Origin of the sequence: Marinomonas sp. UCMA 3892, assembly GCF_012726345.1 — a bacterium.
Lineage (GTDB): Bacteria > Pseudomonadota > Gammaproteobacteria > Pseudomonadales > Marinomonadaceae > Marinomonas.
In genome coordinates, this window is sequence record NZ_PTXN01000003.1 from 14,488 (window position 1) to 37,993 (window position 23,506).

A 23,506-nucleotide genomic window follows, 5' to 3' on the forward strand; every position below is an offset into this window, starting at 1 on the left:
CTGTAAAAACACGCTCAAACACATAGAATAGACCTCATATTTGCCGATTCATAAAGAGGTTCTATTTTGGCTACGGATTCAACAACACGCACACCACCTATGGTTTTGGTAGACGGCTCGTCTTACCTTTACCGAGCATTCCACGCGATTCCACCTATGCACACCAGCGATGGCCAACCGACCAACGCCACGCGTGGGGTGATCAGCATGATCCGCAGCCTTATCAAAACCTACCCTGATTCCCCCATGGTCATCATCTTCGACGCCAAGGGCAAAACCTTCCGCGACGAGATCTACAGCGAATACAAAGCGCACCGCCCGCCTATGCCGGACGATCTTCGCCCACAAATCGAGCCAATTCACCGTGTGGTAGAAGCCATGGGCTTGCCTTTGGTCATTGTTGATGGTGTGGAAGCCGACGACGTGATCGGCACCATCGCCAAACAAGTGGGCGAACAAGGCCGTGAAGTGGTGGTTTCCACGGGCGATAAAGACATGGCTCAGTTGGTTACCGACAAAGTCACCCTTGTGAACACCATGAACAACACGGTAATGGACATCCAAGGCGTAAAAGACAAATTCGGCATTCCGCCAGAACTGATCATCGATTACCTCGCACTGATGGGCGACAAAGTCGATAACATCCCAGGCGTACCAGGCGTGGGTGAAAAAACCGCTCTTGCCTTATTGCAAGGCTTGGGCAGCATCAAAGACATCTACACCCGCTTAGACGAAATCGCTGATTTGGGCTTCCGTGGTTCTAAAACCATGAAGCAAAAAATGGAAGACAACAAAGAAATGGCGGAATTGTCTTACACCTTGGCGACCATCAAATGCGACGTGGAACTGCCATTCGAACCACAAGAATTGAAAAACGGCGAAGCGGACAAAGAAAAACTGCGCGAGTGGTTCACCAAACTCGAATTCAAAACCTGGCTGTCTGACCTAGATAAAGCACCAAGCGTCGAAACCGCCAGCGACACCGTTGGCAATGCTTCCTCAGAGCAAAATGGCCAAGTGGAAACACCTGTTAAATCCGATCTCGAAGCCAACTACGACACCATCTTAGACAAAGACAGCTTCAACAAATGGCTAGAGAAAATCCAAGCCGCCGAGCTGGTTGCCTTCGATACCGAAACCACCTCGCTGAACTACATGGCGGCGGAATTAGTTGGCTTATCCTTCTCGGTAGAAGCAGGCGAAGCCGCTTACGTTCCCGTCGCCCATGATTACGAAGGTGCACCAGAACAACTGGATCGCGATTGGGTACTAGAACAGCTAAAACCTTGGTTAGAAGACGACAGCAAAGCCAAAGTCGGCCAGCATCTCAAATACGATGCCAACGTACTAAACAACTACGACATCACCTTGCGTGGCATTGCTTACGACACCATGTTGGAATCTTATGTGTACAATTCCGTGAGTTCACGTCACGACATGGACACATTAGCAAGCAAATTCCTTGGCCACACCTGCGTCAGCTTTGAAGACATTGCTGGCAAAGGCGCGAAACAAAAAACCTTCAACCAAATCGATTTAGAAGTAGCCGCTTTCTACGCCGCGGAAGACGCCGACATCACCTTACGTTTGCACCAAGCCATTTGGCCGAAAATCGAAACCACGCCAGAATTAGTCAGCATTTTCAAAGACATCGAATGCCCGCTGATTCCGGTATTGGCAAAAATGGAACAAACTGGTGCCTTGATTGACCCAGAACTGCTTCATGCACAAAGCAGCGAGATCGCCGCCAAACTGCAAGAGCTGGAAATCAAAGCCCACGAAGAAGCGGGCGAAAGCTTCAACTTAAGCTCGCCAAAACAACTGCAAGTCATCTTGTTCGAAAAACAAGGCTTGCCGGTTATCAAGAAAACACCAAAAGGCCAACCATCCACGGCAGAGCCGATCTTGCAAGAACTGGCGCAAGACCACGAACTGCCACGTTTGATCATGGAACACCGTACTCTATCTAAGTTGAAATCAACTTACACCGACAAACTACCAGAGATGATCCAAAAAACCGGCCGCATTCATACGTCCTACCATCAAGCGATTACCGCGACGGGCCGTTTGTCGTCGACCGATCCGAACTTGCAGAACATCCCAATTCGTTCTGCTGAAGGTCGTCGTATTCGCCAAGCCTTCATCGCGCCTAAAGGCTACAAGTTAGTGGCGGCCGACTACTCTCAAGTCGAATTACGCATCATGGCGCACTTGTCCCAAGATCCGGGCTTATTAGACGCTTTCACCAAAGACGCCGACGTGCACAAAGCCACTGCTGCGGAAGTGTTCGAAGTCAGCCTAGACGAAGTCACCACAGAACAGCGCCGCCGCGCGAAAGCCATCAACTTCGGTTTGATCTACGGCATGTCTGCCTTTGGTCTAGCGAAACAACTGGGCATTGGTCGCCCAGAAGCAGGCAAATACATCAAACGCTACTTCGAACGTTACCCAGGCGTACAGCAATACATGGAAAACACCCGCGAAGGCGCGAAAGAAAAAGGCTATGTGGAAACCATCTACGGCCGCCGCTTGTACCTGCCAGACATCAAAGCGAAAAACGCCATGATGCGCCAAGCCGCCGAACGCACCGCGATCAACGCCCCGATGCAAGGCTCCGCCGCCGACATCATCAAACGCGCCATGATCAAAATGCACGACTGGCTAGCAGACACCGACCTAGACGTGAAAATGATCATGCAAGTACACGATGAACTCATCTTCGAAGTGGCCGAAAAAGACCTAGAGGCTGCGCAAAAGAAAATCGTCGACATCATGCAAAACAGTAGTCAGATTGACGTACCGCTGTTGGTTGAGGCCGGGGTTGGGGACAACTGGGACGAGGCGCATTGAGGCGCCTCGTTTAATTGATTTAGATAAGCTGAAATGGATATTCTATGCGCGTTACATACATACTGGATGGCACATCAACTAAATTAGGTGACGAACAATACAACAATATCACTGAGATTCTTTTTCCAGATATTAATTATCCGCAAAATCCCCATACCGTAACGATTACACGAATGTTTAATGGTTACTCACAACACCGCTGGATAGTTAAGTCAGTTGCCCATACCAATAATGATGATGTGGTTATAACACTAGAGCCAAGAAATAATGACAAAGAAGAAATATATCTTTCAAAAACATACAAGGTAAAAGGTAGTGTCATTAGCCAACTCCATAAAGGTACACTGGTAGAAATAGATTATGGTTATATTCCTTCAGTAAAAAAGAATACTGGCGTCACTAAATCTAATAAGCGCTACCCTGATTCAATGCAGTGGGGAGAAATGCATAAACGCAGGCTAGCAATAGTTGTTAAAGCCACAGGTAATAGAATCCAAGTTGTCCCTATATCTTCAAAAGTGCCACCTATCGGAGATAAAACATGCTTTGAATTAGATCAAGACTCGACAAAAAAACTGATCAATTACAATAACCGGAATACCCAGTCCTTTGCTATTTGCAGCATGATTGAAACAGTGTCACTGAATAGAGTACTTCCGCCTTTAGCCAAACCAATAAAGACTAATGGCAGACAAGAACCACAACGCTCTGACGGTTACCCCCATAAACTCTGTAAAGTAGACTTAAAAGCTTTAGATCAATCACTAAGCTCTGTTATTGGAGTAAGTGATTACTTCAATTTAAAGCAACAAAACTCTGAACTATACCTAGAAAAAAATAGATTAGAGAAGAAAGGAGATGCCTTAAGCATTACACTTCAGACTACTTCAGCAAAAATGGAAGAGTTAGAGCATAAAGTCGGTCAACTTGACGCTCTCTGGCACATTACCGAAGACCTGTTTTTGCAGTTCAACCCAGGCAGAAGCGAGAGGGAAATAAGAGAAATGGTCTTAAAAGAGATAGATGAGTACAGCACAATTCTAAATGATGCTTAGGCACTTGAATGGTAAATATATTTGACTTCTAGGCTTCATTTGTTATGCTTAGTTCATAGGGTAATAACTGGAACGGCTCCCAGCTTACCGACGTCTATAAACGACCTAGCCGCCTATGTAAATCTTAAAAAAGCCTGTTAGCTTATTCTAATGGGCTTTTTTATGCTTTTAAAAAATTTGAGTTAATTGCATTTTAAAAGCCGCACTCTGCACAAAATCGCCAATAAAGAACATTAAACAATTGATTTTAAATGCTTTTATTTAAAACTCATCTAGCATTCGCTCACACAAACCGATCTGACTCGCTTTCCTTTTTCGTTTACTAGACGTCTCTCGTCGCCCCATCCATCTAGGGGTCAAATGAAAATTAAGCTCGATTACAACTTCAGCGCAGTGATATAAATCAGGTGTAAAAAAAGAGCATGACAAATGCTCTTTTTTAAAATGAAAAATGATAGTTCATGGCAGCCCTTTAGCTCTTTGGGGTCAGGGTGACTAAACAATGTTTAGTCTAACCATCAACAATGATATCACTGGCGAATCATTGGTAGCGTGAGAACATATGGACAATCCAGTAATGAGTCATATGTTAAGCCCTTCTACATGATCAATTTTAGTACTAACGCCAACTCATCGCAACCTACAACAAACAGTCAATGGTAAAGAACCTTCCGGTAGCTTAAAAAACCAAGATAGCCTGCTAGAAAACTTTTTTACCTGCAACTCTTAGCAGCTTCTGACTTTCATTGAGCACAAAAAAACTCCTAAGCAAATCCACTACATCAATCAGCCTCAATAAAAAGATGCGTGTTGCATATATCCAACTGTAATAAAACCCTCCCCCCTTACTTTTTTCAAACCTCGACTAAAAACCATCTCAGAAATCATAAAAACTAGTGATGAAAAAAATCTCCTTAGTGAAGCAGAAAAAATCAAAAACCTTTATATAAATCAACCATTTTTGCTTCGTAAGGCATTCCTTGAGAATTATGTACTAGAGTAAAACTGACTTGTATTTCAGTTTTTTCATTTATATACGGCGCGATACCTTTTAAGTCTTTTATTAGGTAATTGGAAGGATGTGATTCTATCACCTTGTCGATATACCAATTAACTCCATCCGTACTTCTACGAGCAATGCCTATACACTCTCCTATTACATGCTCACCATCAATTCTTTTCACCTTCATTAGTTCAATTGAATGAGCTAAAAGCAATCTTGTTGTTCCTGGTTTTAATTTAAATTTAACACGTAATCCTTTAAATATTTTTGATGAGAGATCTTCATCAAGAATCTGCATAGAAAACATGTAATCCAAAGGGTAATCAGTAGCTAATTCTTTGACTCGTTCTATCACAACAGGTGATTTATTATTAAATATCTTGATATACGAAGAGTAAGTTTTTTCGAAAATATCTTCAGGTTTGTTCGAAATAGCCTTAGCAATAGACATGCATTTAAATACTTCAGTTCTATCTTCTAAATAACACTGTTTATCTAAAGATACTGGAACACGTGGATGACAATATTTCCCTCGCTCCGTAGGTATAGCTTTTCCATCCTCAGTTTTACGTTTTATTTTTTTCGCAGCACCAAGCCCCATAGTAGAAAATAAGTCAAGAAATCGACTTGGGCCTACTCCTGTAAAGGCGGAAAAAACAACTTTATCGCTACCTTCTTCGCCCATAGAAATAGAGTCCTTATGTAAATCTAATGCCTTACTCTTAGGGTATGGCTCAATATATTCAACCCGCTTTATTCCACTTGCTACGATGTGCTTTGCGCAGTTATGACACGGAAAGGTAGTACAGGACAATTGACCACCTTGTACTCTTACTCCATTTCTGAGAGCACTCATAATAGCCGATAACTCAGCATGAACAATTCTACCGAATTCCGTAATATCCTTTAATCCTGTTTTATTACGAAGAACGTTCTCGAGTTCTTTTTGCTCAACATTCGAAATTTCAGGTATTTGTTTTAATAGCGTTTTTGCTATATCAGCTGAAAGTTGAGAGATAGTATTGGCATTTGCATCGTACCCTATCGCAGCATCTCTCTTATCACAGAACATACCGAAATTTTCATTTCCCAATGGTTCGTATACTTCATCAGGCCAGTACTTTCCACCACCCGCTTTTTGAACATCATTAGAGCCTGTAGCAACAATATCATTATTCTGTGACGAAATAACTGCCCCTACTTGACGCGACAAATCTGCTGAGTCTACCGAAGCCATAAAAGCCATGAACATTGAAAACTCTGAGTGAGTTGGGCTAATGTTTGGAGCTCCAAATATTAAATCAATGAAACGCTCTATTTTATCATTTCGGTTTTCTGAGGCATCTATAAAAAAATCTGAATGAATAAATACCTTTTCAATTTCTTTTTTGTCTATACGTTCAGCGACATGACGAGCAAAATTTTGCTCATAGGTTGTATTATAGCTACCTGCTTTAAACAACTTATCTAGATTTTTTTTCCTATTAACCTCACTATCAGTTATACCAATTTGAAAGTATCCGTGTTCGTAAAATTCTCTTAACTGTTCTGAGTCTTTATCGTCGATTAACATATTGATAATATAAACTACACCATAAGCCCCTTTATCTAAACAAAAGCCTCTCTGCTTTTCTCGTTGACTCTTAATGTAATCAATAATAAGTGCAGAATTTATCGATGTTAAAGAAGCACCTTTACCTATTTCCTCAGTATATTTAGCTTGTTTAGAAGCTATACGAAATGCTGTTAGCCCTTTCTCTTGTTCACGACTATCGATAAATTGTAATTCATTTAGGACTAATGCTGAGGTGTTTATAAGATGAGGTCGCCAGTTATGAAACTCTATTTGCCGCTCTAATTCTTCTATAATTATTGAACAATTCACACCAATTGGTGCAGTTAAACCAAACACTAGCTCTGAATATTGATTGTCTCTCAACTTGGAAATCCTTTTATTAATTAATCCTAGGTAATGATGAATAATAAGCAAAAATCATCATTAAAGTAAACCGTAGATATCTAATAAAACTAATATAATTTCAATGTTATATGAATTTATGGGCTGTCTTATTTTTTGCTCACTTCATTAACTTACCTTTCTCAGAGCTAGTTCAGCCATAAAGTGACCCGTCGTTGCCTGTAGCAATTGGGCTCAGATGAAAATCAAGCTCTCTGGCTTCCGCCCTCGCTTAATAGGCGAAACTCGCCTGCCCGTTAGTTTTTCAACATCTTCTTTAAATTTGTCATTCCCCAATGCCATGTCGAAATGGGTGGTTGTCCGTACCCAAGTAATTTCACTATCACTTTGTAGCTCTAATGAGAGCTTGGTATGAAAGCCCTAATTCACTTATATTTCATACAACTCGCAATAGCTTGCGCTGTCTGTATCAGCTCCTCTTTCTCAATAGCGGCAACCATGAATTTAGCAAAGTCGATGCGACGCACTAGGTTATGTGCAATGCGCTCATCTCCTACGTGTTCCTCTCAAATAGGCATCCCTTCGCTGTCACCTTCTTCTAAATCACATCCGCGCACGACGGTCCAAGACTGCCTTGAGGCAAATATGGCATTAGTCGCGCGTACTTGGTCGGCAATAGTTTTACTTCATCTGGAGCGCTTAGTTTATAGAGGAAAATGTTGTTAAAAACTAACTGTAGAATAATGACACCGATGGGGTTGTTTGCCTTTCCTTTGCCACCATTTTTCTGAATCATACATACTCCTTGTAATATTTTATGCTTGCGAGAATATTCAGTATGCTTTGAATTCATAACCAGACTATTTACTAACAATTGCCCGCACTTTGAAAAAATCTATTTTCCTTGCAACCCGTACCGGAAGTTTTTAAAATCACACACAGTGCTTCAGGGCGCATCCGACTCGCGGAAAAAGGTTAACCTTACCTGTAATGCTCCACCCTTTTATATGACATTTTAGCTTTCTGTGCTTTCGCGAGTTAAGTGCAACCTATGTAGGAGAGCTTAAATGAAAATCTTGCCAAATAATCCCAGCATTGAATATCTACATCGCGCCGCACGTACTTTACGATCTAAACATCGTTCAGGCGATCCAAGTGTCGTAGAGCTTATCAGTCATTTCGATACTTCTTTTCAAAACTTGCAAACTGAGCAAGTCTTATTGCAACCTTTTTCTATTCTAGATGCACAGAGAGTCACAGCTCGACAGTATGGCTTTGCCAGTTGGCGCCGCTTGAAGTTATTCATTCAAAAATCCACTCAACCAAGTGCCGACTATGACCCAGCTCTAGCTGAGCAGTTAACTCGACGCAATGCTATGCGTATCGCTATGATGCGCCGTTATTCACCTAAAAAAGCTGGTTGGTTCGACCACTTAGATGATTTTAATGAAGAGTCCGTCGAGATGCTCGAAGCAATCTATGACAAATACGGATGGCTCGGCCCTCAAATCGTTGGACGAGAAGGGATGGAAGCGTGTTACTGGTTAGGTATTAACTGCTTGAAGAACAGCCAATTTCAATATCGAAGTGCTGAATTAATGCGTGAGGCTTTGCCTTTAGGCGAGTGCTATGGAGGGTATTACGCAGTCTCGATTGATCGTTCGTTAACGCTCTCTTATAAACCATCCATTTTTGGCGCATTCAATGACTTCAATGAGCACAGTGATCGGGTGGAATACAGCGACAATGTCGTTGATCCAAAGAACCTAAACAAGAGACGCGCGCAAGTAGGTTTGATGAATTTAAACAAAGCCAATGAGGAGTGGGCTGATATGATTCGTCAGCGTAAAGCTTATCGATACACCAAAGATGAGTGGCAGGCACTAATACGCAAATGGGCATTAGAAGGCGGCTATCTTGCTGCATAGCAGCCATTAGCCTATGCGCGCCATTGCAGTCAGATAACTTTCTATCTGACTGCAACTCTCCAACAATTGGGGCCAGAAAAAAATTAGTCGCACCGGAATGCATCAACTTCTTTTTTGTAGTCTGCGTAGGCTTTTACATGTTGCTGGATGATATCTAAGGCAATTTCATCATCCATCAAGTCGGCTGGAATACCTTCAATATTTTCCAGTCCATCGGCAGGATGCAATGGACGCTATAGCCATTTCCACGCTTTTGGCACACTGCCTTCAATTCCTTTCTGGCTGACCCTAATTTCCCAATTTCCACTTTTTAGGCATATAGGCTAATTTTTTATCCATAAAGAGAGAATGGTCTACACTCTATTTATACAAGCATTTTGAATGGAGTTAAAAAATGATGTTGTTACCTACTGAAGCCATCGGAAGCCTCCCTAGATCACCAGAGTTAATGCAGGCGCAGCGGCAGTTTGATGAGGGTAAGATTGACTCATCGGCAATGGAAGCATTCTATGAGGAAGCGATTGAGCAGACCATTCGTGCGTTTGTAGCGACCGGGTCGCCGGTTTAGCAATTGGGGTCAGATGAAAATTTAGTCCATCTGACTTGGTTTCCTACCGCGCGTTCTTGGCGTCACTCGCCTACCCTCTTCTTTGAATCTGTCATTCCCCAGTGCCATATCTGAATGCGTAGCGGATCGAATCCGTCCGAGTTCTTCTTCTGGGATGTGGTATTTGCATCTCTATTTTCATCTGCCCCTAATTTACTGGATGATGGGGATACCAATAGGACAAAGTCTGGGAAGTAAACCTTATTTCACTCCTTTGAAATAAGGTTTACTTGTAAGCTCTGATCAAACATCCTGTTTGTATCAGATTAGTTACCATCTTTGACACGCGCTTAATCTGTTATATTTTCATCTGACCCTAATTTAAAAGCTCACTTCATGTTGCCAACCCTGCACCCATGTATAGTTATGCCCTTCTCCCATGGTTCGCAACGACTCATTTAAGAACTCAATAAAGACCCTCACTCTAGCCGGCATAAATTCTCTTTTCGGGTAAATCACGAATACCCCACTATCTTGCTGGGGAGGTCGGTAGTAAGGGTATAAAGAAATAAGCTTTCTTTCTTTTAGCGCTTTTTTAGCAAGAAAGTGTGGCAATTGAGCAACGCCAAATCCATCGATGCACATGTTAGCCATTGCTTCACCATCGTCAGTGATGTGGGTTCGAGGCAACTCACAGGGAATATATTGCCCCGATTTATTAACAATTGGGGTCAGATGAAAATTTAATCAATCTGACTCGGTTTCCTACCGCGCTTTCTTGGCGTCACTCGCCTACCCGTTAACTTCTCAATCTCTTCTTTGAATCTGTCATTCCCCAGTGCCATATCTGAATGCGTAGCGGACTGAATCCGTCCGAGTTCTTCTTCTGGGATGTTCAATGAGCCTTTGCTTGTAGAAGCGGGAATTAGAGACAACTTGGACGAGGCGCATTAGGTGCCTCTCTTTAAAAAGGCCAGATAACAAATCATACTCAAGATAAACCATATAGAAACGCTTACTTACACACAGCCTGTAAACATTTTCTTGAAGAAATGACTATTTGTAATAAAAATCTTAGCTCCGTAAACATTTTCTTAGATTAAATTGCAGTTAGGTATATCCAACACCAAGGAACAATGCCTAGAATGTAACTATTATCTTAACGAATGAAGCAGATATAACTAAAATCTTAGTTTTGTAAAAATTTTTTGGGCTGAATATGACAAATACATCCGTAGGTTACGCATACTTACTGGAGCGCACAGATATCAAAGCGCTGCCATTGCAAGTATCTGCCCGTATTATGCCAGTAACTAAGGTACAGCTAATTGACAATACATTAGCAACGCCTGCCTCATTAAAGCCTTCGGATAAGATACTCGATCACATTCTTTTTACACTGAAATACGAAGACCTTAATTTACAAATACTTTCCCAAGCTCTGCTTCAGGTGGACGAAAGCGAGCTTTTGGCTGTCTATGAATCTTTGCCTATGGGCAAATATATCCGTATTGCCTGCCTACTTTGGGAACACTTTCATCAGCAATCATTGCAACGCACCACTAAACTAACACGTGGTAACTATATCCCTTTATTAGATCCAAAGCGTTTTATCACCGCAGATAATCAGACGAATAAACGCTGGCGCGTCCATATCAATGTAATCGGCTCCTTAGACTACAGCATCATAGTGAAGCGAACTGAGCGTCTTGAAAAGGCATTGGCCAAAAACACTTTGCAAAAAGCCAAAGAGTTTACTGATGGGTTAGATAACGCCATGCTCAACCGAGCTTTATCTTGGGTGTATCTCAGTGAAACCAAAGATTCCTTCGCTATCGAGAAAGAGCAGCCCGATACCAATAAAATCCAGCGGTATACCAACCTACTGAGACAAGCACACATTCCCCGTGCAATCGATGAAGACTATTTAGCAGAATTGCAGAAGGCCACGATCAACAACCCCTATGAATGGGCCGTGTCCTATCGCAATGAGCAGAACTACTTAAGCAATGGTCCTGGGTCTATCGGCGTCACGTATGTACCGCCCTCACCGAATTTATGCCGTGAACTGATGGAAGAGTGGGAGCAACTGACCAACCAGTTACCAGGGCAAGTAGATCCTATTGTGCTTGGAGCGGTTATCTCATTTGGCTTTGTATTCTTACATCCTTTTATGGATGGGAATGGACGCTTATCACGCTTTATGTTTCATCACGTACTATGTCGCAGTGGGCAACTTGCGAACGGCCTGTTACTCCCCGTGTCAGCGGTGCTGTATAACCGAGAGCGAGACTATCTAGAAGCACTAAGTGCCTACTCATCCGAGACTCGTCCATTCTGGCAAGTGGATTACCTTGATGTTGAAAACTTGGCCTTTGAATTCAAAGGTCATGAATCTATCTATCGCTATTGGGATGGCACCGCCTGTGCCGAGCTGATGGCGGAAGCATGCGACGAAGCCATGGAACACTATATCAAGCAGGAAGTGGCATATCTCAACCAATACGACGCCCTAAAACGCCATATCAATAAGCTGTACGATATTAATGACCGAACACTTTCAAAGTTGGTAGTCTTCTGTTTAGAGCAAAGCGGCAAGATATCTAAGAAACGTAGAGATCAGTTTCAATATGAAGTGCCCACTGATGCATTCGACGCTTTAGAACAAGCCTACTTAGAAATATTATTTAAAGAAGAATTAGATAATACGCCATGATCAAAATTCACGACGGAGCAATTGTGCAAGAATTGAGGTCGGATGAAAATTAGGCTTTCTGACTTGGCTTCCTACCGCGTTTCCTTGGCGTCACTCGCCTGCCTATTAGCATTTCAATCCCTTCTTTAAATATGTCATTCCCCAGTACCATATCGGACTGGGTGGCTGTGCGTACTCCACCTAGTTCCTCATCTGATACCTGTACTTTGAACAATGCTTGGTATCATTTGGCAAGATCTTTTTGCTGGCGACTCAATTGGATATAGAGGTCATGCGTTATTTTCATCAGCCCCACTTTACGCACTTTAAAAAAATCTATTTTCCTTGCAACCCTTCTCTATTTTAGATGCACAAAGAGTCATTGCTCGACAATATGGCTTTGCCAGTTGGCGCCGCTTGAAGTTATTCATTCAAAAATCCACTCAACAAAGTGCCGACTATGACCAAGCTCTAGCTGAGCAGTTAACTCGACGCAATGCTATGCGTATCGCTCCAATGCAGTCAGATAACCTTCCATCTGACTGCAACTCTTCGACAATTGGGCCAGATAAAAAATTAATCACATCGGAATGCATCAACTTCGCTTTTTGTAGTCTGCATAGGCTTTTACATGTTGATGAATGATGCCTAAGGCAATTTCATCATCCATCAAATCGGCTGGAATACCTTTCATATTTTCCAGGCCATCTGCATGATGCAATGGGCGCTCTAGCCATTTCCACGCTTTTGGCACACTGCCTTCAACCCCTTTCTGGCTTAAGGTATTCAGAATCTCTTCGACTTTATCTGGATACTTAAACCAACTAACAGGTTTTATGGCAGATTTCGCCCCAGCAACGCGGCATGGTAGCTGTGAAATTTGCAATTCTTCTTCGTGTATATATTTGATCGTCCAATCGGCAAAATCTTTTAAAGACTGATTTCCCTTCCGCTCTGAGTCACTTTTTCTCATGGGAATGATCAAACCTATTTTGACGGGAGAGCGTTGTTTCAAGGCATTATGAGACTGAATTTTTCGTAATGCTGGAATGATATCGGTGTCGTTGGTGACAAAAACAATGTGCTCAAGTGTTAAATCTGTCACGGCATCATATACTGCTTCCAAAGCCACATTAACATCGCTTTGCTTCTCTTCCATTTTCCATATTTTCACCCGCTCAGAAAACTTAGGCTCTTTTTCTTTTCCTCTCTCATCTAATTCAACTTTTGGAAATTTGGTTTTATCAATTGAGTAGTTGCCCTTTATGGTCTGCAGTCTATCTTGGCAGTGATTATATAGTGCAAGATGGTAAGCGCGCTGGTCATTCAAAGAGCTACTGTCCGACGCCGCGCGTTCAGAAATTTCAGCTGTAAAGAACTTAACAGCTAGTTCATCAAGTGCAGATTCTGGAGCACCAGAACGTACTAGTAAGATTTCAATAAGAGAAACGGGGTCTAGCCATTTGTATGAGATGCCTTTTAAGCAACCAAAGTAGAAATTGTAACCATCAATATAGACTCTCGTTTTCATATTTTCACTCCAATCACTTGGATATCATGATAACCGGCGAGTCTAATACCAAAAAAAAGAAGAGAGGTAAGGACTTTCCATATCCATTGTTCATTCACGCCTTCCAAGGCCCAGATGTGAAAAAACCGGCACTAGGCCGGCTTATTCGTCCAACTCCAGGGGTCTGTATGTCGCCACGCGTGGAAGATGGATAAGTTGTTTTCAGAATATAACTAAATAACATTAATATATCAATATTTACATATTTTTATTCAAAAAATCGGGCGGCATCTAGATACCCGCTATCCAGAAGAGACCAGATACCTTAAATTGGTTTAGGACGGTCTTGTTACTGTTGACGACATTGAGCATAAAGTCAGCCCGATGGAGCTGGTCATGCCACCCAAAATTGAAGCTGGGCAAGTGGCGTCGACGGCGCTGTTTGGTATTAGAGCGGTATTAAATGGGCGCATGGACGAAGTAAAAGATCTGCTAAAAGACAACTTCCTGCGTTAAGCATTCATGTGTCTAGATGAAGCAAGGGCGAAGCGTGATTAGTCGCTTCGCCCTTGGGCGTACGGGCAAGCGACTTCCCTCTTATCTGATTGATTGATCATATATATATCAGCCGGCCATTTATCCGTCTGGATCAGTTCCGTAACGACTTTAAGAAGCACCTCTTCAACCCGTTTAAGTAGATAAGACTCCGCTTTTTGCCGTCGGACAGCCAAGGATACCGTACGTGTAAACGAAGGCTTCACAATACGCTTATTAAATAGGGTTCCTGTGGTAAGTTCAGGCATAACGGACGACCTTGCCAAAATTGCGGCACCTAAACCTAACTCAATTTGCCTTATCAACTGGTGCCCAGCATCGATCTCAAGCACGATATTTAGATCGATTCCTTGTTTGTTTGCTTCTTTTTGTACTTCTGTTCTAAGGCCATGCCGCCGACTTGGAGCAATGAGTGGAATACGCTCTAGATCTTTGACCTCCAACTCGTCAGGGAGTCTGCTATTCAACTCTGAATTGCAAATTAGATAAAGCTCTTCACAAAGCAAGTGAGTGACTTCAATTTGCGGAGTAGAGGTTCGATTAAACACAAAAGCAAAGTCTATCTCGCCAGTCTCTAACCATCCCTCGAGGTAACCGGAAAATGCCTCGGCTACCGTCAGCTCTACGCCTGGTAGAGAATTCTTCACTGCAAATATTAGAGGCGTAGTAAGAACTGCTGACACGGATGGAGGAAGACCTATCGAAACTGCTCCAACAGGGGATCCTTCCCAAGCAGCAATTTCAGCTATTGCATCGTCAACTAGTAGATTCAGCCGAGAAATATAACTCAGCAATATCTTTCCCTGCTCTGTGGGTTCTATTCCTCTCGAATGCCTTTTCATCAACGATGTATTCAATGCGGACTCAAGTCTTTGCATTCTTTGAGTCACCGCTGATTGGGTCGTGTTCAATTCTTTGGCAGCCCGAGTCATGTTGCCTACTTCACAGAGAACTACGAAATCATTTAGTAACGCGATATCCTTGGATCTCAACAAACTATTACCTTCTATAATACCTAACCCTTAAAAACATAATTATTATTGATACTGTGTAAGAAGTAAACTGAGCCTCTCGATCAAATAATTCTAAAAACAGGAGATATCTATGAAACGCTTTTTCACTGGGCTAATCTCAGCCTGCACTTTAGCTGTGTTCACCCCCCTAGTGTTTGCTGCAGACTACCAACTAGATATTTCGTTGGACACCGCTCCTACCCATGTGCGAAATGTAGCTATGGTTAAATTTGCAAATGAGTTAAACAAGCGCTCCAACGGTCAGCTTGAAGTGCGTGTATTCCACGCAGCGGCTCAATACAAAGGTGCAAACGTACCGACAGCTCTTGCGCAAGGCGCTATCGATATGGGTGCTCCCATGCATCAACACTTCTCTAAAATCATCCCTGAAGCCGGTACTGTCCTGTTACCTATGTTCTATGGCGCCAGTCCAGAGAAAATTCACGGCGTCTGGGACGGTCCAGCTGGTGATGAGTTAAATCGTCTTATCGAGAAAAAGCTTCGCGTTAAAGTAATTGGGCGCTGGTTCGACCTAGGATATGGAACGGTATTTACAACCAATAAGCGGTTAGAGAAACCAGAAGATATGGATGGTATGAAAATACGTGTTCCAGGCGGCGCAGCTAACGTTCAGCGCTATAAAACGTTCGGTGCTAATCCTGTATCAATTCCGCTTTCTGATCTCCCTCAGGCTCTCCAGCGAGGAACAGTCGATGGCATCTGGTCCACACAGGAAACGGTACGTTCTGCAAAGCTCTGGGAGAGTGGTATTCGCTACGGATTCGAAGACCGCCAGGCTTATCTGCAGTACGTGCCAATGATTAGCCTAAGATCTTGGAACAAATATCCGACAGAAATTCAGAACCTTATTACTCTTACTTGGAACGACATGATTGACGAGGTTCGCTATGTCGCTACCGAGCACCAATTGGAAGCTCGTAATATTGGTACGAGAAATGGCATCGAGACTGTCGATCCCGCCCCTAAAAGCCTAGAAAATATGCGCCAACGCCTTCTCCTCGGCCAGCCTGAAGTAGTTGAAGAGCTCGGAATCTCAAAAGATTTCGTTGCAATGGTCTCGGCTGAGCTCGATAAGCTCAACTGATCCGCATAGGGAGAACAAAATAGTTCTCCCCCTTTCAAGCTGGAGGTTATTCATATGGTAATTTTTGCTACCTGGCTCACTCATGCATCTAGATGGCTGGCAGGTGCTGTAGGTGCATGTGCTTTGTTGCTCCTATGTGCTGTGGTCATTACACGCTACTTTTTTCCCCACGCATTCCCTGATTGGGGCACTGAGGTCATCATCTATTTAACGGTATGGGCTCTATTTTTATCGATCGGAGAACTAGCGTTGAACGCGGGACATGTAAATGCCGACTTTGTCGTTGCCCAATTATCAACCAAAAAACAACGCGCACTGGGTGTCCTTGCTACGCTTATGGGTTTGACTTTTTCTGTACTGTTTTTCTACCAAGGATACGCGGTTGTCGAATTTGCTCACATGCTAGGTGAGGAAGGAGACAGCACACTGAGGTTCCCCAAATGGATCTACTATTTGGCTCTTCCTACCGGGATGGCGCTTCAGTGCATCGCCTATCTCACACGTCTCTGGTGTGAGCTTGTCGACCCGAATCAGTTGCCATCGACTTCCCATTCAGACGAACTGCTTGGAGACTAATCATGGAATTCTTGTATGTAGGTGTGGCACTTCTATTGGCTCTCGCACTAGGCATCCCTATCTATATCGTTTTGGGGCTACTAGCCGCAGTGATGTTCTACATAGAAGGCACGCCTTTGATGGCTCTCGCCCAAATATATGTTGACCACCTCGATTCAATAACACTGCTAGCGATCCCATTTTTCATAATATCCGCTACATTCATGCAGCGGGGAGGGATAGCACAAGCACTTGTGGACTGGGCAAATGCCTGGGTTGGGCGCTTCACCGGAGGCCTTGGTATCGTCTGTGTAACTGCAACAACGATCTTTGCTGCAATCTCTGGGTCATCAGTTGCCACAGCGGTAGCGATGGGATTAATCATGGTTCCGGCCATGCTGAATCAAAAGTACGACCGCTCCTTTGCTGTAGGACTGGTCGGTGCATCCGGTACTTTAGGTATTCTGATTCCACCAAGCTTAGCTTTCATAGTCTTCGCGATTATCGCCGAGGAATCAGTACCACGACTATTCCTTGCCGGCGTCATTCCAGGTTTGATTCAAGCAGCCTTGTTTATTACATACTCGGTATGGATTGCGAAGCGGCGCAACTACCCTCGCCAGCCATCACTGCCGAAAGATGAATTTATCGCTGTTAATATTCGTGCTCTTCCCGCTATTGCTGTACCTGTGGTCATACTCGGGGGAATCTACAGCGGTATCGTAACCGTTTCCGAATCTGCTGGCATTGCAGCGCTGGTTTCAATCATTGTAAGCGTATTAGTTTACAAAGGCTGCGGAATGAAGGACATCATTCCGATTATTGGGGATTCGATGAAATCCACAATATCCATTGTAATGATCATTATCACAGCTCTAGCCTTTGGACACTGGTTAACTAAATCAGGTGCTCCTCAGAATCTAGCAGACTGGGTAATCAGCCTGAATTTAGCAACCTGGCAGTTCTTAATAGTCATCAATATTCTTTTTTTGGTGTTGGGCACATTCCTAGAAGTGTTTGCGATCATGTTGATCACCTTACCAATACTTCTTCCACTTTTGGCACCGATGGGAATCGACCCAATTCATTTTGCAGTGCTGATGGTTATCAACATGGAACTTGCTCTATTAACACCACCAATCGGGCTAAATATTTTTGTCCTCAGTTCGATCACCAAAACGCCAGTTGCAGAGACCATAAAAGGCGTACTGCCATTCATGGTAATTCTGCTTATTCTCCTAATCGCAGTGACTTATATACCTAGTTTGTCGCTGTGGTTACCAACATTAATTTACGGGTAGGAGCGAATAATGCCTGTTATCAAAATTTTTTACTCAGAGACATTGGATGCAGCGGTTCGGGAGCAGAATGAAACAATCCAAGCTGGTTTAGAGCACATGATGCGAGAAGTCCTGCAGGCCGATCCAGCAAAATGCCAAGTAGTTTTCTCATGCTCAACATTTGTTACTCCGCTACCCGTATACGTAGATATGCAATTTAGAGCGAACGAGTACCGACAAGGAGCGGTGATAGAGACTGCGATGGACAAAATAGTCGATGTAGTAGGTAAGGCTCTATCAACCGGCATTCGTATCCGTGCGTTCGCCATCGACCAATCAACTCTTTACGCCCGTGATGTCGATTAGAAGGAATGAAAATGTATTCAGAAAAGCAAAATCAGATAAGTATCTCCGAGATCGGAAGTTTTTTCTCAGGTGGACGCATAATTACCTTGGAAGGACAACCGACCCGTGAAGTTCAGGTTGCTCGTAATGCCAAGCCTCGATTCGTAGACCTTAACGGCGACTACGTCACAGGTCAGGCCTACGTACAATTCACACGTCAAGCCAAACCAGTATTCGACAGTCCATTAATGTTTTGGCACGGTGGAGCCATGACGGGTGTAACTTGGGAAACGACCCCTGATGGGCGACCCGGATGGCAAATGTACTTCTTACGTAAAGGCTTCGATACCTATGTTTGTGACGCTGTAGAGCGTGGCCGTGCTGGCTGGTCACCATATCCAGAGATCTACGATACATCACCGATTTTCCGCACGCGTAACGAAGCTTGGAGTTTGTTTCGATTCGGTCCGGCATCGAGTTGCAAAGATGAAAATCGCCTAGCAGCTAGTTTTCCAGAGCTAAAGTTCCCGATTGAACAGCTAGATTACTTCTGCTCACAATTCGTCCCTCGCTGGACTGATCATGGCGCGATAACACTCGATGCCTACTATGCAGCTGTGGAAAAAATTGGTCCCGTTTGGTTGGTAGCACACAGCCAAGGGGGAAACTTTGCCTTAGAAGCTGCTGCAAAGCACCCTGAGCTATTTCGTGGTGTTGTCGTGATTGAGCCAGCTTCTGCTCCTGCTGATACCGGAAATGCAGCACAAGTGCCGCATCTGTTTGTGTGGGGCGATTACATAGGTGGTTCTGAAACATGGAAGGGATATAGAGCTCAGGTGGATGCCTATGTTGCTCAGTTGCAGGATCTCGGCGGCAACGTAGAGGTAATCGATCTTCCAGCGCTGGGAATAGTGGGTAACTCTCACGTACCAATGATGGACTCGAACTCAGATCAGGTTGCTGACCAAGTTTTCGATTGGATTAAGCGAAAGGACAATGAGTTAGGTGAAAATTAATGCATCTGGTTCGGTTGCCGATCACTCTTTCTGGGCATCACTCACCTACCTGTTCGTTGCTCAATCTCTTCTTTAACAACAATTGGAGCCAGATGAAAATTAATTCATCTGGCTCGATCTCTTATTTACACGCAGCACTAATGGAGATTGCTATCGAACCTATTCAAATGGTCGTTAAGTTAATTTTCAAGCGCAGCGGAAATTGAATCCTTTTAGTAGCCAGTGGGAATGAGACTCGGGATCTTGCTGATCGTAATTAATTGAATTGATTAGAGTCGGCTAAAAATTCATTTATCTTTAGGTTGCTTTTCCTCTGCGCCTGATGGCTGATCGAATTAAAGGGTCAGAACCCTTAAGAACTGACTATTCTAGTCACTAACCACATTACTATTATTTAAGGGTTCTGACCCTTTAAGATATTCATTGGTCTCTCTTCAAAGAGGAAAAGATGCCAAGAAAACCCCGTTTCTTTTTACCTAATATCCAAGTCCATGTTATTCAGCGTGGCGCTTCTCGCGAACCTGTTTTCTTCGAGGATGAAGATTACAAAGCGTATGCTTTCTGGATGAAAGAAGCAGCAGTCAAATACAATGTTGCTATGCACGCTTTTGTCTTTATGACAAACCCTGTTCACATTCTTCTAACTGCTCAATCTAGCACGGGTGTAAGTCAGTTTATGCAACATATTGGTCGGTGTTATGTCCCTTTTATGCCCACAGTATGCAAGCTCTTTAACGTCAAACTCTTTGGCGTATTCCGTTAGCCAATGCACATAAGCAATGAAGTCATCTTCACTGGCAAAACACACTTGGCGGTTGTTGCCACACTAGATCATGTGTTGCGGGATGCCAATCGGACAAAGTCGTGGAAGTCTCGCCATATTTCATCTGCCCCCAATTTTACCCAATTTAAGGAACTGGAAGAGTTAGGCATAGTGCTGTCTGCCCGTACCACACACAGCACGCAGTTGCCCCATGCTCGCGAGCGGGCACCACGCGATGCTCAATCAATGTATGGGATTCAGCTTCACGCCATGACGGCCGGTGATTGGAAAGCGGCTGAGGCAGCAATGCTCGGCGATGGGGTGTCATGAGAGGACGGATGTCAGCTCGGGGCATCCATATGATTTCCAAATAGAAATTAAATGTGCGAGAATCACTGACAAAATACCAAATAAAGTTGCAATATGGAAATCTATAGGAATCCCATGATCACTGTTCAAACTAACGTAGAGCCCGGCGTTTTGGAGAACGCGCTCTCACATCTCCAATGTATTCTCGTAGCACGCCGCACCCGCTATACGCCCGAGGCGGTGAGTTGGGCGCAGTACGACATTCTTGAGCTTCTCCGCTTGCAAGGCCCCATGACGCCCTCGCTGCTAGGCGACAAGCTCGGTGCAGCTCGAACAGGTATCTCCAAGTCTTTGCGCGTGCTCAAGGATTTCAATCTGGTGGAGCAAATGCAGGGCGACGGGGATCGTCGCGAGCAGGTCACTACGCTAACGCAGCAAGGACGCGATTTCCTTATACGCGCCGCCACCGGCAGGCATGACGCAGCACAGTGTGTCATGGCTGCACTAACGCCCGGTGAGCAGGCCATGTTCACGGAACTCTGCGAGAAAGTCAGCGCTGCATTGACTTCCCATGCCGCTGAGCAGGGGCCTCGCGCATGAGCCCCGTACACTCACCGTACCAGGACATGGAGATTATCGGTGCGCGCAACAACAACCTGCGCAGCGTTACCGTGAAGGTTCCCAAGCACTGCATCACAGTGTTCACTGGCGTGTCCGGTTCAGGAAAGTCCTCATTGGTGTTTGACACGATCGCAGCTGAATCCCAACGTCAGTTCAACGAAAGCCACAGTGCCTTCATACGGCACCGTCTACCGCACTACGGCCAACCGCAGGCCGATGCCTTATGCAATTTGCCAGCGTCAATCGTGGTTGATCAGAAGCCATTAGGCAGCAATGCGCGCTCGACAGTAGGGACGGCCACCGATATACAACCTTTGCTGCGGCTACTGTTCTCGCGCCTAGGCGAACCATTCGTGGGCTATTCCAATGTGTTCTCGTTCAATCACCCACAGGGGATGTGCCCGACCTGCCAAGGGCTGGGCATGGTCGACGAGTTTGACCTTGATGTCATGTTCGACCGCAGCAAATCCCTGAATCAAGGAGCGATCCGGTTTCCCACATTTGCTCGCGGCACATTTCGTTGGAAGCGCTACGCTTACTCAGGCTTGTTTGATTGCGACAAACCGCTCGCCGACTACACCGCGGACGAATGGCAGACGTTGCTGTATGCAGACGATCTTGCCGTGAGCAATCCGCTCCCCGGATGGCCATCATCGGCGCGGTTTCAGGGCGTCGTTCCGCGCTTTCGTCGAGCCTATCTAGATCATGAGCCTAGTCGCCTTACCAAGGCAGAACGTGAAGGGCTCGCTCATGTCATCACTCGTCAACGGTGCCAAGCTTGTGGTGGCGCCCGCCTCAATCCAACCATCCTCTCATGCAAGATCAAGGGAAAATCCATCGCGGACTGCGGCAATTTGGAGATATCCGACCTGCTGCTCTTCATCCGGACGATAGATTCGGAAGCCATCGCTACAGTGCTGACAGCCATTATTGAAAGGCTAGAGCAGATGCGAGCTATCGGTCTGGACTACCTCAGCTTGGGCCGTGAAACTGCGAGCCTGTCGGGCGGCGAGTCCCAGCGTGTGAAGATGGTTCGCCATCTTGGTAGCAGTCTGGCCGACATTGCCTACATCTTCGATGAGCCCAGCGTTGGGCTGCATCCAAGTGATGTTCACCAACTCAACACATTGCTGCGTAGCCTGCGTGACAAAGGTAATACCATCTTGGTGGTGGAGCACGATCCAGATGTTATCGCCATTGCCGATCATGTGGTGGATATGGGGCCGGGCGCTGGGAAGGGTGGCGGCCATGTGGTGTACCAAGGCGATTACGCAGGCTTACGGCAAGCAGATACCTTGACGGGGCGTTACCTGCTACGGGCTACGCCGATGAAACGCGAGCCGCGCTCTGCGACGGGACAGATCGCCTTGCAGCATCTTTCGCTACACAACTTGCAAGATGTCAACATATCCATACCAACTGGTGTTCTGACCGTAGTGACGGGGGTCGCTGGCTCTGGCAAAAGCACGCTCGTCAACCGCTTGCTGCTCCGCCATTGCCCAGATGCCATCTTGATCGACCAGAAAAGTTTGGGAGGAACGCGGCGCTCGTCGGTCTCAAGCTATACCGGTGTGCTTGACGAGATTCGCTCAGGCTTCACGAAAGCCAGCGGTCAGCCCGCCAGCTTGTTCAGCAATAACGCTCAAGGGGCGTGCCCAGCCTGTAAGGGCCTGGGCTTGATCCATACTGACTTGGCTTTCATGGACAGCGTAGAAACGCCTTGTGATGCCTGCAGTGCCACAGGATTCAACGAGGCAGCACGGGCGATTACCTGGATGGGTTGCAATATAGCCCAAGTTCTCGCTTTCTCTGTGGAACAGGCGCTGCGGCATTTCCAAGCCTACCAAGAAATCGTTGAGCCATTGCACAGGCTCTCCAATGTCGGATTGGGCTATCTATCTCTGGGACAGCGGCTAAACACCCTATCAGGCGGTGAGCGCCAGCGCCTGAAACTGGCATGCCGATTGGCTGAAGAAGGCAGCTTGTATGTTTTTGACGAGCCGACGTCTGGTCTGCATATGTCCGATGTTGATCGGTTGCTTACCATCCTTGATGACCTCACGCAGCGAGGTGCCACCGTCATCGTAGTCGAACACAACTTGGATGTTATGGCCCATGCAGACTGGTTGATCGAGATGGGCCCAGGTGCAGGCAAGAAAGGCGGAAAAGTCATCTTCGAGGGTTTGCCTACGGCAATGATCAGCGCCTCGAAATCTGTAACAGGACCGTTCCTTCGGCACCATTTGACTGAGCAACAGTGAGGTAATGCATGGAGCGGCGGCACCTGTGTTGCTTTCCTGCCGTCGCTGAAGAGCTGGACGTGGTACTGTTTGCGCGCAGCTGCCCCCTACGGGCAAACACTTATTGAGTCAAGCTGACGACCCGTGTTCTATTTTCATCTGGCTTCAATTTCAACTTAATTAATCACCAAGACAGAA

Annotated in this window: 21 protein-coding genes; 15 read left to right on the forward strand and 6 right to left on the reverse strand. The window is 45.1% G+C overall.

The features are described 5' to 3' along the window. Positions 1–99: 99 nt before the first annotated feature. Both polA and B6N13_RS05450 read left to right on the forward strand, forming a co-directional pair. Positions 100–2,850, forward strand: coding sequence for a DNA polymerase I (gene polA / locus B6N13_RS05445; RefSeq protein WP_169458910.1), 2,751 nt, complete (start codon positions 100–102; stop codon positions 2,848–2,850). Between the two features lie 44 nt (positions 2,851–2,894). After that, positions 2,895–3,905 carry a type II toxin-antitoxin system PemK/MazF family toxin gene (locus tag B6N13_RS05450; RefSeq protein ID WP_169458753.1) on the forward strand — a complete coding sequence of 337 codons (1,011 nt, stop codon included), beginning with the start codon at positions 2,895–2,897 and terminating at the stop codon, positions 3,903–3,905. A gap of 932 nt (positions 3,906–4,837) precedes the next feature. Here the strand turns inward: B6N13_RS05450 and B6N13_RS05455 are convergent. Together B6N13_RS05455 and B6N13_RS05460 are read right to left on the reverse strand one after the other, a co-directional pair. Then, positions 4,838–6,847: a deaminase gene (locus tag B6N13_RS05455; protein ID WP_169458754.1), complete on the reverse strand. Its 2,010-nt coding sequence runs from the start codon at positions 6,845–6,847 to the stop codon at positions 4,838–4,840. Positions 6,848–7,424: 577 nt separating this feature from the next. Beyond that, positions 7,425–7,622, reverse strand: coding sequence for a hypothetical protein (locus B6N13_RS05460; protein ID WP_169458755.1), 198 nt, complete (start codon positions 7,620–7,622; stop codon positions 7,425–7,427). A 271-nt stretch (positions 7,623–7,893) separates the two neighbouring features. On the opposite strand from B6N13_RS05460, the gene B6N13_RS05465 reads away from it, so the two are divergent. Then, positions 7,894–8,754: a DUF6624 domain-containing protein gene (locus B6N13_RS05465; RefSeq protein ID WP_169458756.1), complete on the forward strand. Its 861-nt coding sequence runs from the start codon at positions 7,894–7,896 to the stop codon at positions 8,752–8,754. 83 nt (positions 8,755–8,837) lie between these two features. Here the strand turns inward: B6N13_RS05465 and B6N13_RS05470 are convergent, their stop codons facing one another. Then, on the reverse strand, positions 8,838–8,981 hold the full coding sequence (locus B6N13_RS05470; protein WP_169458757.1) for a hypothetical protein: 144 nt from the start codon (positions 8,979–8,981) through the stop codon (positions 8,838–8,840). Between the two features lie 167 nt (positions 8,982–9,148). Between B6N13_RS05470 and B6N13_RS05475 the strand changes: the two genes are divergently transcribed. After that, positions 9,149–9,322: a hypothetical protein gene (locus B6N13_RS05475; RefSeq protein ID WP_169458758.1), complete on the forward strand. Its 174-nt coding sequence runs from the start codon at positions 9,149–9,151 to the stop codon at positions 9,320–9,322. Positions 9,323–9,682: 360 nt separating this feature from the next. Here the strand turns inward: B6N13_RS05475 and B6N13_RS05480 are convergent, their stop codons facing one another. Further along, positions 9,683–9,991 carry a LysR substrate-binding domain-containing protein gene (locus B6N13_RS05480; RefSeq protein ID WP_282434067.1) on the reverse strand — a complete coding sequence of 103 codons (309 nt, stop codon included), beginning with the start codon at positions 9,989–9,991 and terminating at the stop codon, positions 9,683–9,685. 529 nt (positions 9,992–10,520) lie between these two features. Here B6N13_RS05480 and B6N13_RS05490 point away from each other — a divergent pair. Together B6N13_RS05490 and B6N13_RS05495 are read left to right on the forward strand one after the other, a co-directional pair. Further along, on the forward strand, positions 10,521–12,017 hold the full coding sequence (locus B6N13_RS05490; protein WP_169458760.1) for a Fic family protein: 1,497 nt from the start codon (positions 10,521–10,523) through the stop codon (positions 12,015–12,017). Between the two features lie 324 nt (positions 12,018–12,341). After that, positions 12,342–12,641: a hypothetical protein gene (locus B6N13_RS05495; RefSeq protein WP_169458761.1), complete on the forward strand. Its 300-nt coding sequence runs from the start codon at positions 12,342–12,344 to the stop codon at positions 12,639–12,641. Here the strand turns inward: B6N13_RS05495 and B6N13_RS05500 are convergent. After that, positions 12,592–13,527: an NYN domain-containing protein gene (locus B6N13_RS05500; protein ID WP_169458762.1), complete on the reverse strand. Its 936-nt coding sequence runs from the start codon at positions 13,525–13,527 to the stop codon at positions 12,592–12,594. The two genes, B6N13_RS05495 and B6N13_RS05500, sit on opposite strands and share 50 nt — an antisense overlap. A 533-nt stretch (positions 13,528–14,060) precedes the next feature. Then, a complete protein-coding gene (locus tag B6N13_RS05505; RefSeq protein ID WP_348981524.1) occupies positions 14,061–15,056 on the reverse strand; it encodes a LysR family transcriptional regulator in 996 nt (331 codons plus the stop codon). Between the two features lie 109 nt (positions 15,057–15,165). On the opposite strand from B6N13_RS05505, the gene dctP reads away from it, so the two are divergent. The 9 genes from dctP (at position 15,166) to B6N13_RS05550 (ending at position 23,329) form a co-directional block, all read left to right on the forward strand. Beyond that, positions 15,166–16,179 carry a TRAP transporter substrate-binding protein DctP gene (dctP, locus tag B6N13_RS05510; protein ID WP_011978109.1) on the forward strand — a complete coding sequence of 338 codons (1,014 nt, stop codon included), beginning with the start codon at positions 15,166–15,168 and terminating at the stop codon, positions 16,177–16,179. A 54-nt stretch (positions 16,180–16,233) separates the two neighbouring features. After that, positions 16,234–16,755: a TRAP transporter small permease gene (locus B6N13_RS05515; protein ID WP_169458764.1), complete on the forward strand. Its 522-nt coding sequence runs from the start codon at positions 16,234–16,236 to the stop codon at positions 16,753–16,755. A 2-nt stretch (positions 16,756–16,757) separates the two neighbouring features. After that, on the forward strand, positions 16,758–18,035 hold the full coding sequence (locus B6N13_RS05520) for a TRAP transporter large permease (RefSeq protein WP_169458765.1): 1,278 nt from the start codon (positions 16,758–16,760) through the stop codon (positions 18,033–18,035). 9 nt (positions 18,036–18,044) lie between these two features. Next, a complete protein-coding gene (locus tag B6N13_RS05525; RefSeq protein WP_011978106.1) occupies positions 18,045–18,380 on the forward strand; it encodes a hypothetical protein in 336 nt (111 codons plus the stop codon). An 11-nt stretch (positions 18,381–18,391) separates the two neighbouring features. Then, positions 18,392–19,375 (forward strand): alpha/beta fold hydrolase, encoded by a 984-nt coding sequence (locus tag B6N13_RS05530; protein ID WP_169458766.1) that lies wholly within the window; start codon positions 18,392–18,394, stop codon positions 19,373–19,375. Between the two features lie 448 nt (positions 19,376–19,823). Next, positions 19,824–20,138, forward strand: coding sequence for a transposase (locus B6N13_RS05535; protein ID WP_169458767.1), 315 nt, complete (start codon positions 19,824–19,826; stop codon positions 20,136–20,138). A 3-nt stretch (positions 20,139–20,141) separates the two neighbouring features. Next, on the forward strand, positions 20,142–20,468 hold the full coding sequence (locus tag B6N13_RS05540) for a hypothetical protein (protein WP_169458768.1): 327 nt from the start codon (positions 20,142–20,144) through the stop codon (positions 20,466–20,468). A 114-nt stretch (positions 20,469–20,582) separates the two neighbouring features. Beyond that, positions 20,583–21,047: a MarR family transcriptional regulator gene (locus B6N13_RS05545; protein ID WP_011978102.1), complete on the forward strand. Its 465-nt coding sequence runs from the start codon at positions 20,583–20,585 to the stop codon at positions 21,045–21,047. Beyond that, on the forward strand, positions 21,044–23,329 hold the full coding sequence (locus tag B6N13_RS05550; RefSeq protein WP_169458769.1) for an excinuclease ABC subunit UvrA: 2,286 nt from the start codon (positions 21,044–21,046) through the stop codon (positions 23,327–23,329). The genes B6N13_RS05545 and B6N13_RS05550 overlap by 4 nt, the downstream gene beginning before the upstream one ends. The last annotated feature ends 177 nt before the right edge of the window (positions 23,330–23,506 follow it).